The sequence below is a fragment of the Streptomyces sp. 549 genome, from assembly GCF_030124175.1.
GTDB lineage: Bacteria > Actinomycetota > Actinomycetes > Streptomycetales > Streptomycetaceae > Streptomyces.
Genome location: NZ_JASKMT010000002.1, coordinates 335,101 through 360,206, shown reverse-complemented (window position 1 = coordinate 360,206; position 25,106 = coordinate 335,101). Strand labels below are relative to the sequence as shown.

The 25,106-nt window shown below is 72.6% G+C and carries 21 protein-coding genes; 11 read left to right on the top strand and 10 right to left on the bottom strand.

The window, feature by feature from the left end; translation table 11 throughout:
* Position 1: 1 nt before the first annotated feature.
* The 4 genes from QNO07_RS03720 to QNO07_RS03705 all read right to left on the bottom strand — a co-directional run bounded on the left by QNO07_RS03720 (position 2) and on the right by QNO07_RS03705 (position 6,511).
* On the bottom strand, positions 2-1,171 hold the full coding sequence (locus QNO07_RS03720; RefSeq protein WP_283989959.1) for an acyl-CoA dehydrogenase family protein: 1,170 nt from the start codon (positions 1,169-1,171) through the stop codon (positions 2-4).
* A complete protein-coding gene (locus tag QNO07_RS03715) occupies positions 1,168-3,105 on the bottom strand; it encodes an acetyl/propionyl/methylcrotonyl-CoA carboxylase subunit alpha (protein WP_283989957.1) in 1,938 nt (645 codons plus the stop codon). Before QNO07_RS03715 ends, QNO07_RS03720 begins: the two co-directional genes overlap by 4 nt.
* A 74-nt stretch (positions 3,106-3,179) precedes the next feature.
* On the bottom strand, positions 3,180-4,778 hold the full coding sequence (locus tag QNO07_RS03710; RefSeq protein WP_283989955.1) for an acyl-CoA carboxylase subunit beta: 1,599 nt from the start codon (positions 4,776-4,778) through the stop codon (positions 3,180-3,182).
* Positions 4,775-6,511, bottom strand: a complete 1,737-nt coding sequence (locus QNO07_RS03705; RefSeq protein WP_283989953.1) for an acyclic terpene utilization AtuA family protein — start codon at positions 6,509-6,511, stop codon at positions 4,775-4,777. Before QNO07_RS03705 ends, QNO07_RS03710 begins: the two co-directional genes overlap by 4 nt.
* 206 nt (positions 6,512-6,717) lie before the next feature.
* Here QNO07_RS03705 and QNO07_RS03700 point away from each other — a divergent pair, with 206 nt between their 5' ends.
* Positions 6,718-7,323 (top strand): helix-turn-helix domain-containing protein, encoded by a 606-nt coding sequence (locus QNO07_RS03700; RefSeq protein WP_283989952.1) that lies wholly within the window; start codon positions 6,718-6,720, stop codon positions 7,321-7,323.
* A 66-nt stretch (positions 7,324-7,389) separates the two neighbouring features.
* Here QNO07_RS03700 and QNO07_RS03695 read toward each other — a convergent pair whose 3' ends face one another.
* Positions 7,390-8,313 (bottom strand): S1 family peptidase, encoded by a 924-nt coding sequence (locus tag QNO07_RS03695; protein WP_283989949.1) that lies wholly within the window; start codon positions 8,311-8,313, stop codon positions 7,390-7,392.
* 249 nt (positions 8,314-8,562) lie between these two features.
* Positions 8,563-11,439 (bottom strand): FAD-binding and (Fe-S)-binding domain-containing protein, encoded by a 2,877-nt coding sequence (locus tag QNO07_RS03690; protein ID WP_283989947.1) that lies wholly within the window; start codon positions 11,437-11,439, stop codon positions 8,563-8,565.
* A gap of 416 nt (positions 11,440-11,855) precedes the next feature.
* On the opposite strand from QNO07_RS03690, the gene QNO07_RS03685 reads away from it, so the two are divergent.
* The 4 genes from QNO07_RS03685 to QNO07_RS03670 all read left to right on the top strand — a co-directional run bounded on the left by QNO07_RS03685 (position 11,856) and on the right by QNO07_RS03670 (position 15,284).
* Positions 11,856-12,851, top strand: coding sequence for a helix-turn-helix domain-containing protein (locus tag QNO07_RS03685; RefSeq protein WP_283989945.1), 996 nt, complete (start codon positions 11,856-11,858; stop codon positions 12,849-12,851).
* A 330-nt stretch (positions 12,852-13,181) separates the two neighbouring features.
* Positions 13,182-13,655 (top strand): hypothetical protein, encoded by a 474-nt coding sequence (locus tag QNO07_RS03680; RefSeq protein ID WP_283989944.1) that lies wholly within the window; start codon positions 13,182-13,184, stop codon positions 13,653-13,655.
* Positions 13,656-13,700: 45 nt separating this feature from the next.
* Positions 13,701-14,150 carry a hypothetical protein gene (locus QNO07_RS03675; RefSeq protein WP_283989943.1) on the top strand — a complete coding sequence of 150 codons (450 nt, stop codon included), beginning with the start codon at positions 13,701-13,703 and terminating at the stop codon, positions 14,148-14,150.
* Between the two features lie 138 nt (positions 14,151-14,288).
* Complete coding sequence (locus QNO07_RS03670; protein WP_283989942.1) at positions 14,289-15,284, top strand: aldo/keto reductase; 996 nt, start codon at positions 14,289-14,291, stop codon at positions 15,282-15,284.
* A 283-nt stretch (positions 15,285-15,567) separates the two neighbouring features.
* Here the strand turns inward: QNO07_RS03670 and thpR are convergent, their stop codons facing one another.
* From thpR to QNO07_RS03655, 3 genes are all read right to left on the bottom strand, one after another.
* Positions 15,568-16,149 (bottom strand): RNA 2',3'-cyclic phosphodiesterase, encoded by a 582-nt coding sequence (gene thpR / locus QNO07_RS03665; RefSeq protein ID WP_283989941.1) that lies wholly within the window; start codon positions 16,147-16,149, stop codon positions 15,568-15,570.
* Between the two features lie 98 nt (positions 16,150-16,247).
* Positions 16,248-17,609, bottom strand: coding sequence for an MFS transporter (locus tag QNO07_RS03660; RefSeq protein WP_283989940.1), 1,362 nt, complete (start codon positions 17,607-17,609; stop codon positions 16,248-16,250).
* A 27-nt stretch (positions 17,610-17,636) separates the two neighbouring features.
* A complete protein-coding gene (locus QNO07_RS03655) occupies positions 17,637-18,074 on the bottom strand; it encodes a MarR family winged helix-turn-helix transcriptional regulator (RefSeq protein WP_283989939.1) in 438 nt (145 codons plus the stop codon).
* A gap of 126 nt (positions 18,075-18,200) precedes the next feature.
* On the opposite strand from QNO07_RS03655, the gene QNO07_RS03650 reads away from it, so the two are divergent.
* The 5 genes from QNO07_RS03650 (at position 18,201) to QNO07_RS03630 (ending at position 23,203) form a co-directional block, all read left to right on the top strand.
* Positions 18,201-18,383, top strand: coding sequence for a ribbon-helix-helix protein, CopG family (locus tag QNO07_RS03650; RefSeq protein WP_283989938.1), 183 nt, complete (start codon positions 18,201-18,203; stop codon positions 18,381-18,383).
* Positions 18,384-18,552: 169 nt separating this feature from the next.
* Positions 18,553-18,972: a DUF2530 domain-containing protein gene (locus QNO07_RS03645; protein WP_502961766.1), complete on the top strand. Its 420-nt coding sequence runs from the start codon at positions 18,553-18,555 to the stop codon at positions 18,970-18,972.
* A 176-nt stretch (positions 18,973-19,148) separates the two neighbouring features.
* Positions 19,149-21,557 (top strand): HAD-IC family P-type ATPase, encoded by a 2,409-nt coding sequence (locus tag QNO07_RS03640; protein WP_283989936.1) that lies wholly within the window; start codon positions 19,149-19,151, stop codon positions 21,555-21,557.
* A 431-nt stretch (positions 21,558-21,988) separates the two neighbouring features.
* Positions 21,989-22,408: a hypothetical protein gene (locus QNO07_RS03635; protein WP_283989935.1), complete on the top strand. Its 420-nt coding sequence runs from the start codon at positions 21,989-21,991 to the stop codon at positions 22,406-22,408.
* A 141-nt stretch (positions 22,409-22,549) separates the two neighbouring features.
* A complete protein-coding gene (locus tag QNO07_RS03630; RefSeq protein ID WP_283989934.1) occupies positions 22,550-23,203 on the top strand; it encodes a DUF6518 family protein in 654 nt (217 codons plus the stop codon).
* 35 nt (positions 23,204-23,238) lie between these two features.
* On the opposite strand, the gene QNO07_RS03625 is transcribed toward QNO07_RS03630, so the two are convergent.
* On the bottom strand, positions 23,239-23,904 hold the full coding sequence (locus tag QNO07_RS03625) for a GDSL-type esterase/lipase family protein (protein WP_283990068.1): 666 nt from the start codon (positions 23,902-23,904) through the stop codon (positions 23,239-23,241).
* 94 nt (positions 23,905-23,998) lie between these two features.
* On the opposite strand from QNO07_RS03625, the gene QNO07_RS03620 reads away from it, so the two are divergent.
* Positions 23,999-25,042, top strand: coding sequence for a WD40 repeat domain-containing protein (locus QNO07_RS03620; RefSeq protein WP_283989932.1), 1,044 nt, complete (start codon positions 23,999-24,001; stop codon positions 25,040-25,042).
* Positions 25,043-25,106: the final 64 nt, after the last annotated feature.

The window sequence follows — 25,106 nt, the reverse complement described above, 5'->3', positions numbered from 1 at the left end:
CTCAGTAGGACTTCGGCAGGCCGAGGGACTGGTGCGACACGTAGTTGAGGATCATCTCCCGGCTGACCGGAGCGATCCTGGCGACACGGGCCGCGTTGAGCAGGGAGGCCAGGCCGTACTCGGTGGTGAGGCCGTTGCCGCCGAGGGTGTGCACGGCCTGGTCGACGGCCCGGATGTTGGCCTCGGCCGCCGCGTACTTGGCCATGTTGGCGGCCTCGCCGGCTCCCGCGTCGTCCCCGCTGTCGTGGAGGTGGGCGGCCTTGGCGGTCATCAGGGCGGCGAGTTCCAGGTCGATGTGGGCCTGGGCGAGGGGGTGGGCGACGGCCTGGTGGGCGCCGATCGGTGACTTCCACACGGTCCGGGTGCGGGCGTAGTCGACGGCCCGGCCCAGCGCGTAGCGGCCCATGCCGAGGGCGAACGCGGCGGTCATGATGCGTTCCGGGTTGAGCCCGGCGAACAGTTGCAGCAGCCCGGCGTCCTCGTCGCCGACGAGCGCGTCGGCGGGCAGCCGCACGTCGTCCATGACCAGCTCGAACTGCTTCTCGGGGGCGGCGAGTTCCATCGGGATCAGCTGCCGGTGGAAGCCGGGGGCGTCGCGGTCGACGATGAACAGGCAGGGCTTGAGCCTGCCCGTGCGGGCGTCCTCGGTGCGGCCGACGATGAGCGTGGCGTCGGCGATGTCGACGCCGGAGATGTAGATCTTCCGGCCGGTGAGCAGCCAGTCGCCGGTGGCCGCGTCGCGGCGGGCGGTGGTGGTGATGCGGTGCGAGTTGGAGCCGGCGTCGGGCTCGGTGATACCGAAGGCCATCTTCAGGGTGCCGGCGGCGAGGCCGGGCAGCCAGCGCTGCTGCTGGCTGTCGGTGCCGAAGCGGGCGATGACCGAGCCGCAGATGGCGGGCGAGACGACGAGCATCAGCAAGGGGCAGCCCTGGGCGCCCAGCTCCTCCAGCACGATCGACAGCTCGCGCATGCCGGCGCCGCCACCACCGTGGGCGGTCGGCAGGTTGACGCCGAGGTAGCCCAGCTTCCCGGCCTCCGCCCACAGTTCGTCGGTGTGGCGTCCCTCGCGGGTGACGGTGGTGAAGTACTCCCGCCCGTAGCGCGCTCCCAGCGCGGCGACTGCGGCGCGCAGGGCGCGCTGCTCCTCGGTGTCCAGCAGGGCTGACGTCATGACGGGGGCTCCTCGGTGACGACGGCGAGCAGGGCTCCGACCTCGACCTGGCGGCCGGGTTCGGCGTGCAGTGCGGTGAGCGTGCCGGCGGCGGGAGCGGTGACGCGGTGCTCCATCTTCATCGCCTCCAGCCACAGCAGCGGCTGCCCGGCTGCGACCGCCGTGCCGATGCGGACGCCGTCGGCGAGGCGGGTGACGGTGCCGGGCATCGGGGCGAGCAGCGAGCCGGGTTCGGTGCGGGCGGCGGGGTCGGTGAAGCGGGGCAGGGCGGTGAACGCCCGTGCGCCCTCGGCGGAGTCGACGTGCACCCGGGTGCCGTAGCGGGCGACGCGGTAGGTGCGGCGGATGCCGCCGGTCTCCAGCACGACGCGGTCGCGGGCGGCGGTGACGAGCCGGGTGCCGGGGTGGCCCTCGGCGTGCAGGCCGTCCCGGTCGAGGCGGTAGCGCACCTCGTGGACGGCGGCGGGGCCCGTCGCATCCGTCGCGTCCGTCGCCGGTTCGGCGCGGTAGCTCTTCGACTGCGGCCCGGACGGCAGGTTGCGCCAGCCGCCGAAGCGGGAGCGGCCGGTGGCGTCGGCGAGGGCCGCGGCGAGCGCGGCGGCGGACGTGCCGGCGGGGTCGGTCCGGGTGAGGTCGTCGAGGTGCTGGTCGAGGAAGCCGGTGTGCAGGCGGCCGGCGGCGAAGTCGGGGTGGGTGAGCGCGGCGCCCAGCAGGTCGCGGTTGGTGGCCGGGCCGTGCACGGTGGCGTGCCGCAGCGCCCCGGCGAGGCGGCGCACGGCGGCGGCCCGGGTCGGTGCCCAGGCGACGGCCTTGGCGAGCATCGGGTCGTAGTGCGCGGTGACGGTGTCGCCGTCGTCGTAGCCGCTGTCCAGGCGGACGCCGTCGGGCAGCGCCAGCCTGTGCAGGGTCCCGGTCTGCGGCTGCCAGTCGCGGCCGGGGTCCTCGGCGTAGAGCCGGGCCTCGACCGCGTGGCCGCGGGCGGGCGGCGGCTCTGCGGGCAGTGCCTCGCCCTCGGCGACGGACAGTTGCAGGCGGACGAGGTCCACGCCGTGCACGGCCTCGGTGACGGGGTGCTCGACCTGGAGGCGGGTGTTCATCTCCAGGAAGTAGGGCCGGCCGTCGGCGGAGAGCAGGAACTCGACGGTTCCGGCGCCCTCGTAGTCCACGGCGCGGGCCGCGCGGACGGCGGCGGTGTGCAGCGTGTCGCGCAACTGCCCGTCGAGGCCGGGCGCGGGGCACTCCTCGATCACCTTCTGGTGGCGGCGCTGGAGCGAGCAGTCGCGGGTGCCGAGCGCCCAGACGGTGCCGTGCCGGTCGGCGAGCACCTGCACCTCCACGTGCCGCCCGCCTTCCAGGTACGGCTCGACGAACACCTCGCCGTCCCCGAAGGCCGCCGCGGCCTCCTGCCGCGCGGCGGCCAACTCCGCCGGCAGCCGCTCCAGTTCGCGGACCACACGCATGCCGCGTCCGCCACCGCCGGCCGCCGCCTTCACCAGCAGCGGCAGGTCGCCGGTGCTGGCGGCGGCGGGATCGACGGTGTCGGGCAGCGGGACCCGGGCGGCCCGCATCAGCTCCTTGGCGCGGGTCTTCGACGCCATGGCCTCGATCGCGCCGGGCGGCGGCCCGATCCAGACCAGCCCGGCGTCCAGCACCGCCCGTGCGAAGGCGGCGTTCTCGGCGAGGAAGCCGTACCCGGGGTGGACCGCGTCGGCTCCGGCGTCCAGGGCGGCCTTGACCAGGAGGTCGGCGCGCAGATAGGTCTCGGCTGGGCTGTCACCCGGCAGCCGCACCGCCAGGTCGGCCTCCCGCACGTGCGGGGTGTCGGCGTCGGCGTCGGAGTGCACGGCGACGGTCGCGACGCCCAGTTCGCGGCAGGTGCGGAAGATGCGGCGGGCGATCTCGCCCCGGTTGGCGACGAGCAGGGAGGTCAGCATCCGGTCCTCTCAGGTCCTGTGGGTCTGTGCGGGTCCGCCTCCGGTCCGCGCACCGTCCGGGGTCGGGCCCGGTCTCACATCCGGAAGACGCCGAAGCCGCCGCGCACGCCCTCGACGGGCGCGGTGTGCAGGGCGGACAGGCAGACGCCCAGCACGGTCCTGGTGTCGCGGGGGTCGATGACCCCGTCGTCGTAGAGCCGGCCGGAGAGGAACAGCGGCAGCGACTCCGCCTCCACCTGCTGCTCGACCATGGCGCGCAGCGCCGCGTCGCCCTCCTCGTCGTAGGGCCGGCCGCGGGCCTCGGCGGCGGCGCGGGCCACGATGGACAGCACGCCGGCCAGCTGCTGCGGGCCCATCACGGCGGACTTGGCGCTGGGCCAGGTGAACAGGAAGCGCGGGTCGTAGGCGCGTCCGCACATGCCGTAGTGGCCGGCGCCGTAGCTGGCGCCCATCAGCACCGACAGGTGCGGCACGGTCGAGTTGGAGACGGCGTTGATCATCATCGCGCCGTGCTTGATGATGCCGCCCTGCTCGTACTCGGTGCCGACCATGTAGCCGGTGGTGTTGTGCAGGAACAGCAGCGGGATGTCGCGCTGGTTGGCGAGCTGGATGAACTGCGTGGCCTTCTGCGACTCGGCGCTGAACAGCACGCCCTGCGCGTTGGCGAGCACCCCGACGGGGTAGCCGTGCAGCTCCGCCCAGCCGGTGACCAGGCTCGGGCCGTAGCGCGGCTTGAACTCGTCGAAGTCGGAGCCGTCGACGAGCCGGGCGATGACCTCACGCGGGTCGAAGGGCGCCTTCAGGTCGCCGGGCACGATGCCCAGCAGTTCCTCCTCCGGGTACAGCGGCGGCGCGGCGGGCGGCGGATCGGCGTGTGCCTTGCGCCAGTTGAGCCGGGCCACGACCCGGCGGGCCTGGCGCAGCGCGTCCGGCTCGTCCACCGCGAAGTGGTCGGCCAGCCCGGAGGTGCGGGCGTGCATGTCGGCACCGCCCAGCTCCTCGTCGTCGGCCTCCTCGCCGGTGGCCATCCGCACCAGCGGCGGCCCGCCGAGGAAGACCTTCGCCCGCTCGGCGACCATGATCACGTGGTCGGACATGCCGGGGATGTAGGCGCCGCCCGCGGTGGAGTTGCCGAAGACCACCGCGATGGTGGGGGTGCCCGCGGCCGACAGCCGGGTCAGGTCGCGGAACAGCGCGCCGCCGGGGACGAAGATCTCCTTCTGCCCGGTCAGGTCGGCGCCGCCGGACTCCACGAGGCTCAGGCAGGGCAGCCGGTTCACCCGGGCGATCTCGTGGGCGCGCAGCGCCTTGCGCAGCGTCCACGGGTTGCTCGCGCCGCCGCGCACCGTCGGGTCGTTGGCGGTGACCAGGCACTCCACTCCCTCCACCACGCCGATGCCGGTGACGAGGGAGGCGCCCACCGGGTAGTCGCTGCCCCAGGCGGCCAGCGGCGACAGCTCCAGGAACGGGGTGTCGGGGTCGAGCAGCAGCTCGACGCGCTCCCTGGCGGTGAGCTTGCCGCGGGAGCGGTGCCGCTCCACGTACTTCTGCCCGCCGCCGCCGAGCGCCCTGGCGTGCTCGGCGTTGATCTCGTCGAGGCGGCCGAGCATCACCTCCCGGTTCGCGGCGTACTCGGGCCCTGCGGTGTCCAGGGCCGACGTCCACACCGTCACAGCAGAACCTCCGGGATGTCGAGGTGGCGGGAGCGCAGCCACTCCCCCACCGCCTTGGCCTGCGGGTCGAAGCGGGCCTGTGCGGCGACGCCCTCGCCCAGCAGCCCCTCGACGACGAAGTTCAGCGCGCGCAGGTTCGGCAGCACGTGCCGCCGCACGGGCAGGGCGGCGGTCTCCGGCAGCAGCTCGCGGAAGCGGCTGACGGTCAGCTCGTGCACCAGCCAGCGCCAGCCGTCCGCGCCCAGCGACTCCCGGCTCCACACGCCGACGTTGGCGTCGCCGCCCTTGTCGCCGCTGCGGGCCCCGGCGACCAGTCCGAGCGGCGCGCGGCGGCACGGCCCGGCGGGCAGCGGAGGCGGCAGCGGCGGTTCGGGCACGGCGGCCGGTGCCCGGGTGCGCGGCGCGGGCGGCACGGGGACGCGGCGGCCGTCCGGCAGCACCGCGACGTGCGGCACGTCGGCGGCGTCCACGGCCAGCGCCTCGAAGACGCCGTAGGGGGCGCCGGGCCCCGGCGGCGCGGTGACATGGAAGCCGGGGTAGCCGGCCAGGGCCAGTTCCACGGCGGCCCCGCTGACGGCCCGGCCCACCGCGGCCTCGTCCGCGTCGCGGACCACCAGGCGCAGCAGCGCGGACGCCTCCTCCTGCACGTCCGCGTCGGGCCGGTCGGTGCGCGCCAGCGACCAGCGCGCCTCCTTCGGCCCGGCGGCGGTCAGCGCGTCGGCCATCTGCTCCTTCACCAGGGCGGCCTTGGCCTCGACGTCCAGGCCGGTGAGCACGAAGACGACCTCGTTGCGGAAGCCGCCCAGCCTGGTCAGTCCGACCTTCAGCGTCGGCGGCGGCGGCTCGCCCCGCACACCGTCGATCCGTACCCGGTCGGGGCCGTCGGCGGTCAGGCGCACCGAGTCCAGCCGGGCCGTGGCGTCCGGGCCCAGGTAGCGGGCGCCGTCGGTCTCGTACAGCAGTTGGGCGGTGACCGTACCCGGCGTGACGGCGCCGCCGGTGCCGGGGTGCTTGGTGACGACCGCGGACCCGTCGGCGGCGATCTCCGCGAGCGGGAAGCCGGGGCGGCGCAGGTCGTGCCCGGCGGCGGCGAGTTCGCCGAAGAGTGCGTAGTTGCCGCCGGTGGCCTGGGCGCCGCACTCCAGGACGTGCCCGGCGGCCATCGCCCCGGCCAGGGCGTCGAAGTCGTCGGCCGCCCAGCCGTGGTGCGCCATCGCCGGGCCGGTGACCAGAGCGGCGTCGGTGACCCGGCCGGTGACGACCACGTCGGCTCCGGCCCGCAGGCAGGCGGCGATGCCGGTGCCTCCGAGGTAGGCGTTCGCGGTGAGCACACCCTCGCCCCAGCCCCGGCCGAGCAGGTCGTCGCCCTCGACGTGGGCGACCCGGACGGGCACGCCGACCCGGTCGGCGAGCGCGCGCACCGCGTCTGCGAGCGCCGCCGGGTTGAGGCCGCCCGCGTTGCTGACCAGCTTCACCCCGCGGTCCCGGGCGAGCCCGAGGCCGTCCTCCAGCTGCCGCAGATACGTCCGGGCGTAGCCGCGATCCGGGTCCTTCAGGCGGTCCCGGCCGAGGATCAGCATGGTCAGCTCGGCCAGGTAGTCGCCGGTGAGCACGTCCAGCGGTCCGCCGGTGAGCATCTCGCGCACGGCGTCGAACCGGTCGCCGTAGAACCCCGAGGCGTTGGCGATGCGCAGCACATGGGCCCCTCTCGTGGTGGACGCCGCGGCGTCCACCCTTCGCCGTTGACGTGGCGGTGCTCGGGCGTTGCGGTGCGGACTCGGCGGTGCTCGGGCGTTGCGGTGCTCGGGCGTTGCGGAGTGGCGCGGGCCCAGCGTGGCACCGACGCGAAAAACAATCAAGCGTGCTTGCTCGTTTTTCTGGCCGCACACCAACCGGTACTCGCTTGACAAAACAGATTGCCGTGACGGCAAATGGAGGGATGGCCGACAACGACATCCCCCAGGTGCTGACCGCGGTGGGGCCCAGGCTGCGGGCACTGCGGCAGGAACGCGGCGCGACACTGGCGCAGTTGAGCGAACTCACCGGCATCTCGCTCAGCACGCTGTCCCGCCTGGAGTCCGGCCGTCGCAAACCCACCCTGGAACTGCTGCTGCCGCTGGCCAAGGCGCACGGCGTGCAGCTGGACGAGCTGGTGGGCGCGCCGCCGACCGGCGACCCCCGCATCCACCCGCAGCCCTTCACCCGGCACGGACAGACCTTCGTCCCGCTGACCCGCTACCTCGGCGGCCTGAACGCCTACAAGCAGATCCTCCCGGCCCCTCCCGAGGGCGCGCGGCACAGCCCCGAGCCGCGGGTGCACGAGGGCTACGAGTGGCTGTACGTGCTCTCCGGCCGACTGCGCCTCGTCCTGGGCGAGCACGACCTGGTGCTCACGGCGGGCGAGGCGGCCGAGTTCGACACCCGCACCCCGCACGCCTTCAGCAACGCCGGTGACCGGCCGGTGGAGTTCCTCAGCCTGTTCGGCGCGCAGGGCGAGCGCATGCACGTGCGGGCCCGCCCGACCGGCTCACGCGGCGGCGACTGACGCCGCACGCGTGGCCTGCCGAACGGGCCCGCGGGCCGCAGCGGTTGGCGGCTGTGCCGGGTCGGCTCAGCGGTTCAGGCGCTTCGCCATCTTCTTGCCCTCGGGTGACTCGCCCAGGGTCTTCCACAGCTTCGCCGAGCTGGTGGAGGCGTAGACACCCGGCGCGCCCTGCTCGGCGCAGCCGTCACCCCACGACACCACGCCGATCTGGAAGACGCCCTCCCGGCCAGGCACCGGACGGAACAGCGGGCCTCCGCTGTCGCCCTGGCAGGAGTCCTTGCCGGCCACTCCGGCGCAGACGTTCACCTGACGGTTGTACTCCTTGTAGGCGATCTTGCACTCGTCGTGCGACAGCAGCGGAACCTTGACCTGCCGCAGCCGGTCCGGGAAGTGCGGCATGCCGGTGTCGGTGTTGCCCCAGCCCGCGACGGTGGCCTTGGCCCCGGGACGGATCAGCGAGTCCGTGCCCACCGTGGGCAGTTGCACGGGCCGCACCCCGGTGACCGGCTTCGCCAGCTCCAGGAAGGCGATGTCGTAGGCGTCCGCGCCCTTGGTGTAGCGCGGGTGTATGACGATGCCGCCCGGGTCGCCCGCGCCGGAGGACTTTCTGATCTCGCGTACCTGGCCCTGGCCGGTCCGGGAGAGCACGGTGCGTCCGACGGCCACCTGGAGGTCCTTGGGCTTCATTCCCTCCACGCAGTGCGCGGCGGTCATGACGACGTGCTGGTTGACGAGACTACCGCCGCAGAACTGGCGGTCCTTCGGATTTCCCTTTCCCTTGCTGAGCAGGGCGGTCATGAAAGGCAGCGCGTCGTTGGAGACGTCACCGCCGCCGATGATGCGCGCACCGGGCTTGGCGCGCTCCTGGTCGGACGGGGCCGCCACGGCACTCGGGACGGTCGCGCCGAGCAGCGCTCCGGCCGCCGTCGTGGCCAGGGCGGCGGCGGCCAGGCGGCGCCGGCCGGCCGGGTGGGACAGGGAAAGCCGCATGGGGGGTGGCTCCTTCTTCTCAGTTCCCTCAGTGGGCCGGCCCGGGCAGCACAAAGCAGCGGCAACGACACGCGTGAACGTGCAACCGCCCTTACCGGGCCGATTCGTGGGGTCACATTAGAAGCGCCACCGCGACTACGTCAAAGAATTCCCCGAACCAATCCAGCAGTACAATTCCCAGCCAATTCCCGGCCAGTTGCAGGGCATTTTCCCCGCCGGATGTTCAGACGCCGTGGAGGGCTGCCGGGTTCACTCCGTGCCCGGGTTTCCTTCCGGCGCCTTCCCGGCGTCACCCGGACCGGCCGCCGGTCGCCGCCGCAGGCCCTCGGCAAGGACCTCCGCCAGGTGGCGGCTGTGCACACCGGCGAGCTGCGACAGCTGGGTACGGCAGGAGTAGCCGTCGGCGAGCAGTTCCACGTCCGGCCCCGCCGCCCGTACCGCGGGCAGCAGCTGGTCCTCCGCACACCGGCTCGACACCTCGAAGTGGCCCTTCTCGAAGCCGAAGTTGCCGGCCAGGCCGCAGCAGCCGGCGGACAGCTCGCCGGTGAGTCCGGCGCGCTGCCGCAGCCGCCGGTCGGCGGCGTCGCCGAGCACCGCGTGCTGGTGGCAGTGGTTCTGCCCGGCCACCGGACGGTCCAGGCGCGGCGGCTCCCAGTCCGGTGCGTGCTGCTCCAGCGTCTCGGCGAACGTCCGCACCAGGCCCGCCAGCCGGGCGGCCCGCGGGTCGTCGGGCAGCAGCTCCGGCAGGTCGGTGCGCAGCGCCGCCGCGCACGGCGGCTCCAGCACGGTCACGGGCACACCCGCCCGCAGCGCCGGTTCCATCCGGTCCAGAGTGCGGCGCAGCACCGACCGGGCCCGGCCCAACTGCCCGGTGGAGACCTGGGTGAGACCGCAGCAGACGGCTCCCGGCGGGACGACGGGTTCGATCCCGGCGTCCCGCAGCACCGCCACCGCGGCCGAACCGGCTTCCGGCGAAAGGTGGTTGGTGAACGTGTCCGGCCACAGCACCACCCGGGACGCGGGCGCGGCCAGCGCTCCATCGGTCCGGCCCTGCGCCCGCCACCAGCGGGTGAACGACGTCCGGGCGACGGGCGGGATGTCGCGCTCCGGAGCGACGCCGCCCAGGCGCTTGGCGACGTGTGCGAGCGGCGTCCGGGCCAGGGAGTTCAGCAGCGGCGCCGTGCGGGTCGCCGCCACCAGCCGCAGCCACCGCGGCAGCAGGCCCATCGAGTAGTGCGCGGCGGGACGCGGGCGCCCGGCGTAGTGGTGGTGCAGGAACTCCGCCTTGTACGTCGCCATGTCCACGCCGACCGGGCAGTCGCTGCGGCAGCCCTTGCAGGACAGGCACAGGTCGAGTGCGTCGTGCACCTCGCGGGAGCGCCAGCCGTCGGTGACGACCTCCCCGGCCAGCATCTCGTGCAGCAGCCGCGCCCGCCCCCTGGTGGAGTGCCGCTCCTCGCCGGTGGCCCGGAACGACGGGCACATCACGGCGGGCCCCGGTTGCGTCTCGCGGCACTTGGCCACGCCCACGCAGCGGCGCACGGCCGCGGTGAAGTCCCCGCCGTCGTGCGGGTAGGAGAACCCGTCAGGGCGGGTCGGCCGGGTGTCCTTGGGCAGCACCGCGAAGCGCAGGTTCGCGTCCAGCCGGTCGGGACGGGCCAGCACGCCCGGGTTGAGGCGGCCCGCCGGGTCCCAGGCGTCCTTGAACCGTTCGAACAGCCCCACCATCTCCGGCCCGTACATGCGCGGCAGCAGCTCCGCCCGCGCCAGGCCGTCGCCGTGCTCACCGGACAGCGAACCGCCGTGCCGCACCACCAGGTCCGCCAACTCGACGGAGAAGGTGCGGAACCGGGCGACGCCCTCCGGCCCGAGCAGGTCGAAGTCGATCCGGACGTGGATGCACCCGTCGCCGAAGTGCCCGTAGGGCAGGCCCCGCAGGCCGTGCTCGCGCATCAGCGCCCGGAAGTCCCGCAGGTACACGCCGAGTCGGGCTGGCGGCACCGCGCAGTCCTCCCACCCCGGCCACGCCTCGGTGCCGTCGGGCATACGCGTCGCTGTGCCGGAGGCGTCCTCGCGGATCCGCCACAGCACCCGCTGGTCGGCCGGGTCCACCACCAGCGCGTACGCGGTCGTGCCCGAGGCCGCCGCGTGGCACAGCCGCCCGGCGCGCTCCCGCGCCTGCGCCTCGTCCTCGCCACCGACCTCCACGAACAGCCAGGCGTCACCGCGCGGCAGCGACTCGCGCGCACTGCCCACCACCAGGTCGGCGGCCATGCCCTCCACCGTGAGCGGCCCGTGCGGCAGCAACTCCGGTGCGGCTTCGGCGGCTTCGCTCTCGTCCCGGTAGCCGAGCACAGCCAGCACCCGGGCCCTGGGGGCCGGGACCAGGGCCACGGTCGCCTCGGTGAGCACCCCCAGCGTGCCCTCGCTGCCGGTGAACGCGCGCGCCCAGTCCTCGCCGCGCTCCGGCAGCAGCTCGTCCAGGGCGTAGCCGGAGATGCGGCGCGGCAGTTCGGGGAAGCCGGTCCGCAGCCGAGCCAGGTCACCGCCGACCAGGGCCGCGACCTCCTCCCTGATCCGCGCCGGAACGCCGTCGCCGCCGCGGGCCAGCCGGGCGTGCTCACCGCCGTAGGTGAGCACCGACAGCTCCCGCACGTTGTCGGCGGTGGTGCCCCAGGCGACCGAGTGCGAGCCGCAGGAGTTGTTGCCGATCATGCCGCCGAGCGTGCAGCGGCGGTGCGTGGACGGGTCGGGGCCGAACGTCAGGCCGTGGCGGGCCGCGCCGCCGCGCAGGGTGTCCAGGATGACGCCGGGCTGGACGCGCGCGGTACGGGCCGCCGGGTCGAGGTCGAGCACCCGGTTCATGTACCGGGTGAAGTCCAGCACCACACCCGTACCGGTGGCCTGCCCGGCGATGCTGGTGCCCGCGCCGCGCGCCACCACCGCGGTGCCGTGCCGCCGGCACACCTCCAGCGCCGCCGCCACGTCCTCGGCGTCCCGGGGTGCGACCACACCGACGGGCACCCGCCGGTAGTTGGAGGCGTCCATCGTCATCAGTGCCCGGCTCGCGGCGTCGAACTCCACGTCGCCGCGTACTTCCCTGCCCAGTTCCGCTGCCAGTCCCATACCCCCAGCGTGCACCCCGGGCCCGCCCCCGCGCCCGCATTCCCGGCGGCGGGTGCGGCGGGCGCGTCGGCGACGGACCGCCCGCCTGACCAGGTGCTCGCACATTGGTTCCGCCCCCGTTCGTGGGCGGTCGCCGTGCGTTCTCCCGTTTCCGTTCTTCTGCCTGCCACGCCTTGAGCGACGGTGCTGATCCAACAACGTCATCGACAACCACCTGCACGTCTTCGCCGGGTGGTGAGCCGCCTCCCGCTGTTTGCCATGACTGGTTGTTCGGATGGCCGGGTTGCCCGTAGCGACCGGTGCACGGTGGGGAGACCGTAGGCGGGAGACAACCGGTCGTGGACACGCTCGTGATCTTGCTGCTCCCTGTCCGGTGTTGCGAAGCTTGAGGGCGACCGCGTGACCAAGGGGGAGTTGTGCTGACGGAGAAGCTCTATTTCAACAGCGCCGAGGTACCGGCTGCGGAGCGGTTCGAGCGGTGGCGGGAGCACATGGCGGGCTCGCTGTCTCCTATGGATGTGCACAGCGCCCATCGTGAGGACTTCCGCGCGGAGCTACGGGTGATGGAGCTGGGCGCGCTCGCGGTGTGGCCAGCGAGTTACCACGCTCTGACCTTCCACCGCTCCGCGAGCCTGGTCAGACAGACGGACCCGGAAACCTGCCATGTCTTCCTCCTAGTCAGCGGAGGAGCGGAGGCCGCCTGGGGGAAGTCCTGGAGCCGCTACGGCACTGACGACCTGCTCACCACGGTGTCCTCCGCACCCGCACGGGTCAGAACCGGACCAGCCGCGGCGGGCGCGCTCGTGCAGTCGGTCGGCGTGGAGGTACCCCGGGCCGCCATCCCACTGGCATCCCGCCAGGTGGACCGGGCGGTCGGCCAGCGCCTTTCCGCCCGCGAGGGCGCAGGGGCGCTGCTTGCACTCTGCCTGACCCAGCTCTCCCGCCGGAACTCCGGCTACCAAGCAGCTGACGCCCCTCGACTCGAACTGATCCTCCTCGACCTGCTCACCGCGTTCCTCGCTCAGGCCGGCGACGCGGAGAACACGCAGCCGGCGGAGACCCGCAGCCGGATCCTGCGGTTGAGGATTCGGGCGTTCATCCAGGAGAACCTCTCCGACCCCGAGTTGTGCCCCGCCCTGGTGGCGAGTGCGCACCACATCTCGGTCCGCTACCTGCATCGGCTGTTCGAGGAGGAACGGGAGACGGTGACGCAGAGCATCCGCCGACAGCGGCTGGCGTGCGCGCATCGTGATCTGTCCGACCCGGCGCTTGCAGCGGTGCCCGTCCATGACATCGCCGCGCGCTGGGGCTTTCGACACCACGCCGTGTTCACCCGGTCCTTCCGCGACGCATTCGCCGTGTCCCCGTCCGAGCACCGAAACACCGCTCCCGTCGATCCTCCAACGGTGTGACGGGGCACGGTCGCTGTGCTGCCCCTGGGCTCGACTGAGTGCGCTGAACGTCAAATATCCGTGCGCGTCACGTCATTCAACTGCACGGGCGGCCCGTGCCAGTCTTCCTTCACCGAGTCCACAGCCGGGCCCTGACGACTCCGACCTGAGTTCCAGCCATGTGCACCCCGTTGCGAAGTGACGGTCGAAACGCCACCACACATATGCAACGGCACCCGGCTCGCGCACTCAGCGACTCGGGACGATCCACCCGACCAACCTGGCCAGAACTCAACCCTCACGTGGCACGTGCATTGGTGCCGCGCTGAGCACGACACACGGGGACTCCCAATGAGAAGGAAGACGTCTGCCACTCTCGTCGCCGCAACCGCGCTGATCCCGCTCGTGTTGAGCAACGGCTCAGCGCAGGCGAAGTCAACCGACGAGGTGAAAGCCAGTAGCCTCTCCTGCCACCTCACCAGCAAGCACACCTACACCGACGCAAGCGGACGCGTTCTCCTCAGCTACACCAAGGTCAAGCTGTGGGAGACGAACGGGACGACGGTCAAGCGCAAGAAGATCAGCTACGGCGGGAACGTGACCCCGCTGGGCAAGATGCAGGGTTGGACGTACTCGCGCACCACCGGCGTCGTGGACGAGTACCGCCAGTGGTTCGGTGTGAGGAATGCCCGCCACTACAGCGCGGCGACCGGCAACTTCGTCAACTCCCTGGGCAAGAAGCCCGTCAAGCTCGAAGCGCGCCAGATCGTAAGGGCGAACGGCACATGGGAGACCAACGGGCCCAGCTACGGAGAGTGCTCCTGACAACACCGGCTCGTTACCACCCGTCCGACGTACACGGGAGATGACATGCTCCGAAAGCAACTCGCCCACACCGCAGGCATCGTCGCAACAGCCCTCGCCCTGGTGATGCTCCTCCCGGGGAGCGCGTCAGCCAAGACGATCCACTTCGAGAAGGCCCGCAAGACCAGCAGCACGATCAAGTTCGACGCGAACTGCCTTGAAGTTCTGACCGGCCGGCAGGCCGTGGGCCTGGCCTGCTTCCAGCGCAAGGGCACAAAGCTGTGGGTGAAGGACCTCAAGAAGGACGGGGCCCACATCGAGATCAGGGGAGAGGTCCTGGACCGCAAGCGGGACGGCTTCCGCTGCTACGGCACCGGCGGGGGCGGTAGCCCCTGGCACGTCTGCGACAGCTTCGGCCCCAAGATGTCCAAGGGTCACTACTTTGCCTGGAGCATCGTGCTGGTCGACGGCGAGAAGATCGTCGGCGGGGGCGAAATGAAGCTCAGCCTGATCTGAGCGGCAGTGCGGTGTGTCGTCCCCTCGGCCGCCAGGCCGTGGGGACGACAGCCGACACGCTGCGTCTGCGCCACCGGAGGCCGGACGTGCGGCAGGGCTGCTTGCTTCGAGTGCGCTTCAGCAGCTTGGCTGGTGGGCATGGAGTACACGCAGCTTGGACGCACAGGACTCAAGGTCAGCCGACTCGTGCTGGGCACGATGAACTTCGGTCCGCAGACGGACGAGGCCACGAGCCACGCCATCATGGACGCCGCGCTCGAGGCGGGCATCAACTTCTTCGACACCGCCAACGTGTACGGCTGGGGCGAGAACAAGGGCAGGACCGAGGAGATCCTCGGCAGTTGGTTCGCCCTCGGCGGCGGCCGGCGCGAGAAGGTCGTGCTCGCCACGAAGGTCTACGGCAGCATGGCGCCCGACGGCGAGTTCTGGCCGAACCAGGACCGGCTGTCCGCGCTGAACATCCGCCGCGCGGTGGACGCCAGCCTGAAGCGGCTCGGCACCGACCACATCGACCTCTACCAGTTCCACCACGTGGACCGGCGCACCCCCTGGGAGGAGATCTGGCAGGCCATCGACGTACTGGTCCAGCAGGGCAAGATCCTCTACGCCGGCTCGTCCAACCACGCGGGCTGGCACATCGCCCGCGCCAACGAGACCGCCGCCCGGCGCGGCAGCCTCGGCCTGGTCAGCGAGCAGTGCCTCTACAACCTGGCCGAGCGCCGCGCCGAGATGGACGTCATCCCGGCCGCCGAGGCCTACGGGCTGGGCGTCATCCCATGGTCACCGCTGCACGGCGGCCTGCTGGGCGGCGCGATCCGCAAGGAGCGTGAGGGCGGCGCCGGGCGCAGCGCCACCGGCAGATCGGCGGACGCGCTCAAGGACAGCGCGTTGCGCGAGCAGATCCAGCGCTACGAGGACCTGCTGGAGAAGCACGGCAAGGACCCCGGCGAGACGGCCCTGGCCTGGCTGCTGACCCGGCCCGGCGTGACCGGCCCGATCGTCGGCCCGCGCACCGCCGAGCAGCTCGACGCGGCGGTCCGCGCGGTGGACGTGAAGCTGAGCGACGAGCTGCTGGCCTCGCTGGACGAGATTTTCCCGGGCCCCGGCCCGACCCCGGAGGCCTTCGCCTGGTGAACCGGCGAGCACGTGCCCCGGTCGGCGGATAAACCTGCCGCCCGGGGAACTCGCCGCACGTGCTGCGGCACGTGACGCGCGGCGCCCCCGTGCCCGGCATCCCGCCGGGCCCGGGGCCGCCGTCGCATGTGCGCGCCGGTGGGTGGCGTCCGCGTCCGCCCGGGGCCGCCGCTACCGGCCGAAGGCCGAGGCGAGCGCCACCACGGCGAACATGAGCACCAGCGCGCCGGTCACGATCCGCATCCTGATCTTCGAGTTCACCCTTCCACGGTATCCGCCCGGGTCAGCCGCCGAGCGGCCAGGCGGCGACGGGCAGGTAGTGGGGGCCGCCGGAGGAGTCGTGCGGCAGCCGGCTGCTCATCAGCACCAGCTCGCTGACCTGCCAGGACGCGGAGGCGTAGCCGGACAGCGCGTCGGTCCATGGCGCCAGCGGCTCCCGTCCGGAGCCCCTGGCCAGCGTGAGGTGCGGCACATACGGGTGTCCGCCGACCGCGCCAGTCGCCCCACCAACCCCATCTGCCCCACCAACCCCGTTGGCGGCACCGGCGGCACCGGCGGCCAACCCCGCCAGGCTGTCGCGCTCCCCGTCCACGCCCGCCCACAGGTGCCGGTCGCCGAACCGTCCGCCGCCGGACAGGCGGAGCGTGAACGGCGGGCAGTCGGCGGCGGCGCGGGCGAGGCCGCGGTGCAGTTCGGGGACGCGGTCCTCGGCCACCTCGCCGTGGAAGGCGACGGTGACGTGCCATCCCGCGGGGTCGGTCCAGCGCAGCCGGTCCGCCCCTGGTCGGGCCCGCAGCCGTTGCACCAGTTCGGCGAGCGGCCCGGCCGCCTCAGGCGACGGCAGCACGGCGGCGAAGAGTCTCATCCCGCCAGTGTCCCGTCCGCCGGGCCCGACGGACGGGCGAACGCGGCCAGGCGGTGAACGCGGTCAGGCGGTGAAGGCGGTCAGGCGGGCGAACGCGGTCAGGCGCCCGCGCCCTGCGAGGCCGCGAGCCCGGTGACGGGGGTGCGCTCGCGCGGTACGAAGGCGAAGTGCCGACGTCCGCGGCGCAGGTCGACGCGGAGCCGCAGCCCCGTCAGCCGGGCCAGCACCAGGCCGACGACCACGGCTGCCAGCAGCGAGATGACCGCGCCCGACAGGAAGCCGATCCGGGCGCCGTAGGTGTCGGTGATCCAGCCCATGAGCGGGCCGCCGAAGGGCGTGCCGCCGACGAACACCATCATGAACAGGCTCATCACCCGGCCGCGCATCGCCGGGTCGGTGGCGAGCTGCACGCTGGAGTTGGCCGTGACGTTGAAGGTGAGGCCCATCATCCCGATGGGCAGCATGAGCGCGGCGAACAGCCAGAACGACGGGGACAGCGCGGCGGCGATCTCCAGCACGCCGAACAGGACGGCGGCACCGACCAGCAGGCGCAGCCGGGAGGAGTTGCGCCGGGCCGCGAGCAGCGCGCCGGTGACCGATCCGACGGCCATCAGCACGTTGAGCAGTCCGTAGGCGCCGGCGCCCATGTGGAAGACGTTCTCGGTGAACGCGACGAGCCAGATGGGGAAGTTGAAGCCGAAGGTGCCGATGAAGCCGACCAGGATGATGGGCCACATCAGTTCCGGCTTGCTGCGCACGTAGCGCAGCCCCTCGCGGAGCTGGCCCTTGCCGCGCGGCACGGGTGCGATCGGGTACAGCTCGCTGGTGCGCATCAGGAGCAGGCCGATGATGGGTGCGAGGAACGACAGGCCGTTGAGCAGGAACGCCCAGCCGCTGCCCACGGCGGTGATCAGCAGTCCGGCGACCGCCGGGCCCACGAGGCGGGCGGACTGGAAGTTGGCCGAGTTCAGGGAGACCGCGTTGCGCAGCTGGTGCGGACCGACCATCTCGGAGACGAAGGTCTGCCGGGTCGGGTTGTCGACCACGGTGGCCATGCCGAGCGCGAAGGCGACGGCGTACACGTGCCACACCTGGACGGCGCCGCTGAGAGTGAGCGCGGCCAGCACCAGGCCGGTGAGTCCCATCACGGACTGGGTGACGAACAGCAGCCGGCGCTTGGGGTAGCGGTCGGCGATGACTCCGCCGTAGAGGCCGAACAGCAGCATGGGCAGGAACTGCAGCGCGACGGTGAGTCCGACCGCGGTGGCCGAACCGGTGAGGCTGTAGACGAGCCAGTCCTGGGCGATGCGCTGCATCCAGGTACCGGTGTTGGACACCACCTGGCCCATCGCGAAGAGACGGTAGTTGCGGATCCTCAGCGAGCTGAACATCGACGGCTTGCCGCTGGGTTCCTGTGTCGGGGGTGCGGGTGCGGAGTGTGCTCCGGGTCCCGAACTCAATGGTGCTTCGCCTCCTTGGCGTACTTCCTACAGATGAGCCAGCTTCTCCAGTACGGGCGCCGCCTCCCGCAGCTTCGCCCACTCCTCCTCGTCCAGTCCGCCGGCCAGCTCGGCCAGCCAGACGTTGCGCTTGCTGCGGCTGGCCGCCAGCATCGACTCGGCCTGCTCGGTCTGCGTGACGATCTTCTGCCGCCGGTCCTCGGGATGCGGTTCGAGGCGGACCAGGCCCTTCGCCTCCAGCATCGCGATGATGCGGGTCATCGACGGCGGCTGCACGTGCTCCTTGCGCGCCAGCTCACCGGGACCGGCCGAGCCGCACCGGGCGAGCGTGCCGAGCACGGACATCTCGGTGGGGCTGAGCGACTCGTCGACGTTCTGGTGCCGCAGGCGGCGGGAGAGCCGCATCACCGAGGAACGCAGTGCGTTCACGGCGGCGGCGTCCGCATCGTGCATCAGGTCCGGCATACTCGTTAGCCTAACTCATTACCTCGGCTAACGACTATCGGTCCCGCCGTTCCCTCCGTCACACGTACGGGTGAGTCCGGACGGGATTGAGCCCCGTCACCCGGTGGTGGCGGCCACGGTGGCGGGATGACTTCGAAGGTGCTCAGCCTGCGCATGGACGGTGAGCTTCTCGACCGGCTCCACGAACACGCGGCCAGACGGCGCATGACCGTGCAGGACTACGTGATACGGGCGCTGCGGCGCGACGACTTCGACGAGCGGTTCAAGACGGCGGTGGAGGAGACGGAACGCTTCCACCGGCTGAGCTGAGCCGGACGGGACCGGGCTGAGTCCCGCACCCGGACCGGGCTGCGGCCGGCCGGCCGGGGCCGCGACCGGCCGGTCCTGGTCGGGTCGGTCGGGTCGGTCGGGTCGGTCGGAGGTGTGTCGGCAGGCGCGGATACCCTGGGAGCACACGAGCGAGAGGCTGGCCGAGACGATGCGCCTGGACAGGTGGACCAGCGGGGACCGGGAGGCACCCGAGCCGCTGGAGGGCAACATCTTCGCCACCGTGGCAGGCCTGACCGCGGCGTGGTTCGTGCTCTTCCTCGTCCAACTGCCCTTCTACGGCTGGTACGCCGACCGCGGCCACGACTGGTTCATCTGGACCTGCCTGGCCGGCGCCGGCCTCGGCCTGATCGGGCTCTGGTACGTCCGCGCCCGCGAGACGTCCATCCGCCGCAGCGCCGAAGCAGCCGGGACCGGCACGACCGGGACAGCCACCACCGAAGCGCCCCCCGCCGCCGACACGCCCGACGCTCCGACGCCCGGCGCTCCGGCACCCGGCGCCTCCACGGGCGATGCTCCGGCAGGCGACGCCTCGGCGGGCGACGAGCCGCTGCCGCCGGGCACCCGCTGACCACCTCCACCGAGACGGCCCCGCCGACCCTCCGCGATCACGCCCGTACTCTCGACTGACCACGGCTGACCACACCCGGCGGCTCCCGGACACACCCGGCGGTTCCCGGCCACCCGCCGACCCGCCCAAGGGGCTCGGCAGCGCATTCACCGCCGTTCCCGTCTACCGTCGGGGGCATGACGCAGCGGGTGGACACCGACACGGGGCAGACCGGACCGGGCGGCGAGCCCGCCCCTTCGAGGACGCCCGGCCTGAGCACGGCCGAAGTCGCCGAACGTGTCGCCCGGGGCGAGGTCAACGACGTACCCGTTCGGTCGTCGCGGTCCGCCGCCGAGATCGTGCGGGCCAACGTGTTCACGCGGTTCAACGCGATCATCGGCGTGCTCTTCGCGATCATCCTCGTGGTCGGACCGATCCAGGACGGCCTGTTCGGCTTCGTGATCATCGCCAACACGGGCATCGGCATCTTCCAGGAACTGCGGGCCAAGCGGACCCTGGACAACCTCGCCGTGATCGGCGAGGCCAAGCCGGTGGTGCGGCGCGACGGACGCAGCACGCCGGTGCCGACGGGCGAGATCGTGCTGGGCGACCTCGTGGAACTCGGCCCGGGCGACCGGATCGTGGTGGACGGCCGGGTGGCGGAGTCCGACAGCCTGGAGGTGGACGAGTCCCTGCTGACCGGTGAGGCCGATCCGGTGGTCAAGCAGCCTGGCGACCCCGTCATGTCCGGCAGTTTCGTGGTCGCGGGCGGCGGCGCCTTCACCGCCGTCAAGGTGGGTCGGGAGGCCTACGCGGCACAGCTCGCCGAGGAGGCCAGCCGCTTCACGCTGGTCCACTCCGAACTGCGCAGCGGCATCTCCACCATCCTGCGGTACATCACCTACATGCTGGTGCCGGCCGCCATCGGCCTGATCATCAGCCAGACGGTGGTGGAGAGCCGCGACCTGGACGAGGCCGTGCGCCGCATGGTCGCCGGCATCGTGCCGATGGTTCCCGAGGGGCTGGTGCTGCTCACCTCGGTCGCCTTCGCGATCGGCGTGATCCGCCTCGGCCGCAAGCAGTGCCTGGTGCAGGAACTGCCCGCGATCGAGGGCCTGGCCAGGGTCGACGTGGTGTGCCTGGACAAGACCGGCACGCTCACCGAGGGCGGCATGGACGTCTCCGAGCTGCGCCTGCTCGCCGACACCGACGAGGCGTCCGTGCGGCAGGTGCTGGGCGCGCTCGGCGCGGCCGACGAGCGGCCCAACGCCAGCCTGCGGGCGGTCATCGACGCCTACCCGGTGGACCCGGGCAGCGGCCTGCGGCGGACGGGCGCGCTGCCGTTCTCCTCGGCCCGCAAGTACGGCGGTGCCGCGTTCACCGGCCAGGACGGCGGCACCGCCGGCTGGCTGCTGGGCGCCCCCGACGTGCTGCTGCCGGACGAGCACCCGGCCCTGTCGCACGTCGACGACCTCAACACCCGGGGTTTGCGCGTACTGCTGCTGGCCCGTGCCTCCCGGGACCTGCACGACCCGGACGTGGCGTCGGACGTCGAACCGCACGCGCTGGTGGTGCTGGAGCAGCGGCTGCGCCCGGAGGCCGCCGACACCCTGCGGTACTTCGCCGAGCAGGGCGTCGCGGCGAAGGTCATCTCCGGCGACAACGCGGTGTCGGTCGGCGCGGTCGCGGCGAAGCTCGGCCTGCCCGGCGCCGACGCGCCCGTGGACGCCCGCCACCTGCCGTCCGACCCGGAGGGCATGGCCGACGCCATCGAGAAGGGTGCCGTGTTCGGCCGCGTCACGCCCCAGCAGAAGCGCGACATGGTCGCCGCCCTCCAGGCCCGCGGCCACGACGTCGCGATGACCGGCGACGGCGTCAACGACGTCCTGGCGCTGAAGGACGCGGACATCGGCGTGGCGATGGGGTCCGGTTCCGAGGCCACCAAGTCCGTCGCGCAGATCGTGCTGCTGAACAACAGCTTCGCCACGCTGCCGTCGGTGGTGGCCGAGGGCCGCCGGGTCATCGGCAACGTCGAACGGGTGGCGAACCTGTTCCTGACGAAGACCGTCTACTCGGTGCTGCTGGCGGTACTGGTGATCATCTGGCAGGTCCCGTACCCGTTCCTGCCCCGGCACCTGACTCTGCTGGCCACCCTGACCATCGGCGTGCCCGCCTTCTTCCTGGCGCTGGCCCCGAACAAGGAGCGCGCCGCGCCGCACTTCGTGCGCCGGGTCATGCGCTACGCGATCCCCGCCGGACTGATCGCGGGCACCGCCACCTTCACCACCTACCTGCTGGCCCGCAGCCACTACTCGGGGCCGAACGCGCTGGACGCCGAGACCAGCGCGGCGACGCTGACCCTGTTCCTGGTGGCGATGTGGGTGCTGGCCATCGTCGCCCGCCCCTACACCTGGTGGCGGGTGGCCCTGATCCTGACCATGGCCGCGGCCTTCCTCGCCGTCCAGGTGACGCCGTGGCTCCAGGAGTTCTTCGCGCTGCGGCTGGTCGGCCTGACGATGCCGCTGAGGGCGGTCGCCATCGCCGCCATCGCCGCCGTGCTGCTGGAGTTCGGCTGGCGCTGGGTGGCCCGCCGCTTCCCGGCGTGAGCTTTGCGTGACGGAGGCGTGAGCGAGGCGTGAGCCATGCATGAGCGAGGCGTCGGAACGGAGGTCTTTCCTCCGTTCCGAAAGATCGCTTAGGTTCCGGTTCTACTGAGTAGCCGACGGCTCGCGGACGGGCTGGCTCCCGACGGCTCTGAGCCCTCCGGTTCCGGACAAGGTGTTTCCAGTGATCGAGGCATCCATCAAGGCCGTGCCCGGCCTGCTGGTCTCCTTTCTTCTTCTCGCCGCGCTGTTCGCCCTGCCCGTCTGGTTGAGGGCTCGCAGACAGGAGCGCCCCTCGGCGCTGCCCACGGTCTTCGCCGTCTCCCTGGCCGGCGTCGCCGCTGTCACGCTGCTTCCGGGCAGCGCCGGGACAGCGGGAAGGGGTGCGTGCGACAACGGCTTCTCCGCCACCTACCTTCTGCACCGGCACACAGATGGCCGGCGTCCGGCGGGAGTGGCGAGGAGAGCGTGCCCTGATCACGGCGGAGACAGACCGCGGGCAGATCTCCGGATGGTGGCCTGACAAGAAGCTCACGGAGGCGCGCTCCCACGACAGCGAGGGGGAACCCGGGGACCTCGGCCGTGAGCAGGCCCGCACGGTCGGCACCGACTTCGCCCGCGCGTGGTTTCCCCAGGACGTGCGCGGCAGCCGGAAGACCGTCGACACCGTCGCCGGGGAGACGGGCGAGCGTGCGCTGTACGTGCTCACCTACCGCCGCCACACCAACGGTTCCCTGATGCCGGCCCATCTGGAGATCACCGTCACCGCAGCAGGCCGCATCATGGGCTTCTCCGCGCTTCCCGGCCCCGGACCCGGCTCCCCCGAAGGTGGACGTGAGCCGGGAAGGGGCTGACGCCATCGTGCGCGGCAACTCCGGGACACGGGCAGCCGCCCTGGACCCTCGCGTACTCACCCCATGTATACGCGGAGTGTATAGTCACCGTCTCCGGGTGCCGCTGCTGCGGCATCGGCATCCACGACCACGGAGACGGCGATGACGACCACTGCTCCCGACCACCTGGCCGCCGCACCGACGGCCGGCCCGCTCCCGTGGCGGAGCCGGGCGGTGGCAGCGACGCTCGGCGGCCTGCTGCTGGGCGTGCTGACCAACCTCGCCCAGGGCTGGCTCCCCGGCGCCTGGAACCAGATCGCCAACTCCGGAGCCGTGTGGGCCGCCGCCGCGTTCGCCGCCGGAGCCCTGCTGTTCCGCCAGGGCCCGCCCCTGCGAGCGGCGATCGGTGGCGCCGGCGCAGAACTCGGCCTGGTCCTCGGCTACTACGGGTACGCCGAGTTCGTCCGGGGCGGCGCGGGCGGTCTGCTCTTCCCGCTGGTGTGGCTCGGCATGGCGCTGGTCGCCGGGCCGCTGTTCGGTGTCGCCGGCCTGTGGTGGCGCAGCTCCCGGGACACCCGCCGCCGCGTCGCCGCCCTGGCCGCGTTCGCCGGGCTGTTCGGCATGGAGGGCCTGACGTACGCCCTTGACCTCCGCTACGCGCCGCAGGCCTGGGCCTGCCTCGCGGTCTTCACCGCCATCCCCCTGCTCATGGCGCGCACCCACCGGGAACGCGCCACGACGCTCGGCGCCGCCGCGGTCTGCGCCCTGCTCGCCTACGTCCTCGTCGCCCTGCCCCTGCAGGCCGTCTCCGCCTGACGGGCACCGCCCAGCCTCTGCCCGGCGCCGGGGCGCTACCGGGCGGCGACCGGTTCGTACGGCTCGGCGACGTCCCAGGCCTGGTACATGGCGTCGACGAAGGCCGCCGCGAGCAGGTGCTCGCCGCTGGGTGAGGGGTGCGTGCCGTCGTAGGTGTCGCGGTCGGTGCGGAAGTCGGCGGGCGCGGACGCCAGCAGCAGCGGTGACAGCGGGGTGTCCAGGTCGGCGACGGTCTTGGCCAGCAGCACGTTGAACCGGTCGCACTCGGCCGCGAACAGCGGATCGCCCGCCGCCCGCACGTTGGGTATCACCGGCAGCAGCACCGCGCGGATGCGCGGCGCCGCCGCCCGGGCGGCGGTCAGGAACCGTTCGACGTTCGCGGCGGTCTGCTCGGCGTCGGTGTAGAAGCCGAGGTCGATGAGGCCGAGCGACACCAGCAGCGTGTCGGGGCGGTGCCGTCGCACGGCGTCCTCGACGAGCGGCGCCATGTGGTGGAAGCCCTCGCCCCACCCGGCGAGGTGCCCGCGGGCCTTCTCCGGGAACGCCGGATCGCCGTACTCCTGCGAGTCCTCGTACAGCGCGGTCCGCGGACCCACCAGGCGGAACGGCCCACCGAAGGTGCGGCCGTAGTGCTGCCACAGGCGGTAGCGCCACGTGAAGTCGCCCGCGCTGCCGATCGTCATCGAGTCGCCCACACACATCATCCGCACCACGACATCCTGACGGACCCGGCACCCTCCCGGCGACGTGATGCCGGTCACCGAGGCCGGGGAAGCGGGTGGCAGGCTTGGGGGCATGCGAATGGGTGTGTGTGCGGCGGGTGCGGCTCTGGTCCTGGCGGCGGGGGCGGTCACCGGGACGGCCGGGGCAGCGGTGGCGGCGGACGGCCCTGAGCCGTTCACCATCGAGGACCCGCGGATCGTGGAGTCCAGCGGGCTGGCCGCGAGCCGCCTCCACGAAGGCGTCTACTGGACGCACAACGACAGCGGCTACACGCCGTTCAACGTCTACGCGGTGGACAGCCGCACCGGCCGGACGGTCGCCACCGTCACGCTGAGCGGCTTCGAGGGACGCGACGTCGAGGCGATCTCGATCGGCCCCGACGGCAACGTCTACGTGGCCGACATCGGCGACAACCTAGGCGGCACCTGGCCCGAGGTGTGGATCTTCCGCTTCCCCGAACCCGAGAAGCTCGCCGACCAGACGCTCACCCCCACCCGGTTCACCGTCCGCTACTCCGACGGGCCGCGCGACGCCGAGTCGCTGGCCGTGCACCCGAAGACCGGCCGGGTCTACATCGTGGGCAAGCACGAGGACGGCGACGGCCTGTACCGCGGGCCGGAGAAGCTGACCACCGAAGGCGTGAACACCTTCGAGCGGATCGCGGAGATCGACCTGTGGGCGACCGACGCGGCGTTCTCGCCCGACGGCAGCCGTCTCGCGGTCCGCGGCTACTTCGGCGGCATCATGTACGACTGGCAGGACGGCCGCCCCGAGCGAATCGACCGCCTCCAGGTGCCGATCCAGCGGCAGGGCGAATCGGTCACCTTCACCCCGGACGGCCGCACGCTGATGTTCGGCACCGAGGGCGAACGCAGCGAGGTGCGCCCGGTGGAGCTGTCCGGCGACCTGCTGCCCGAGGACGTGGCCGAGAAGGACGGGAACGGCAACGGGAGCGGCGGGGACGGCGGCAAGGCGGACGGCCGCGGCGACGGCGGTCAGGACTCGGGAGCGGAGGACTCCGCGGGCCAGGGCAGCGCCCTCAAGGGCGCGGTCATCGTCGCGGTGGCGGTCGGCGCCTGGCTCGGCCTGCGCAAGCTGTTCCGCCGCCGCGCCTGACCGCCCGCGGCCGAAGGGCGTTGGTGGCTCCCGCACCACGTTCGCGGCCGAGCCTCTCCTCCTT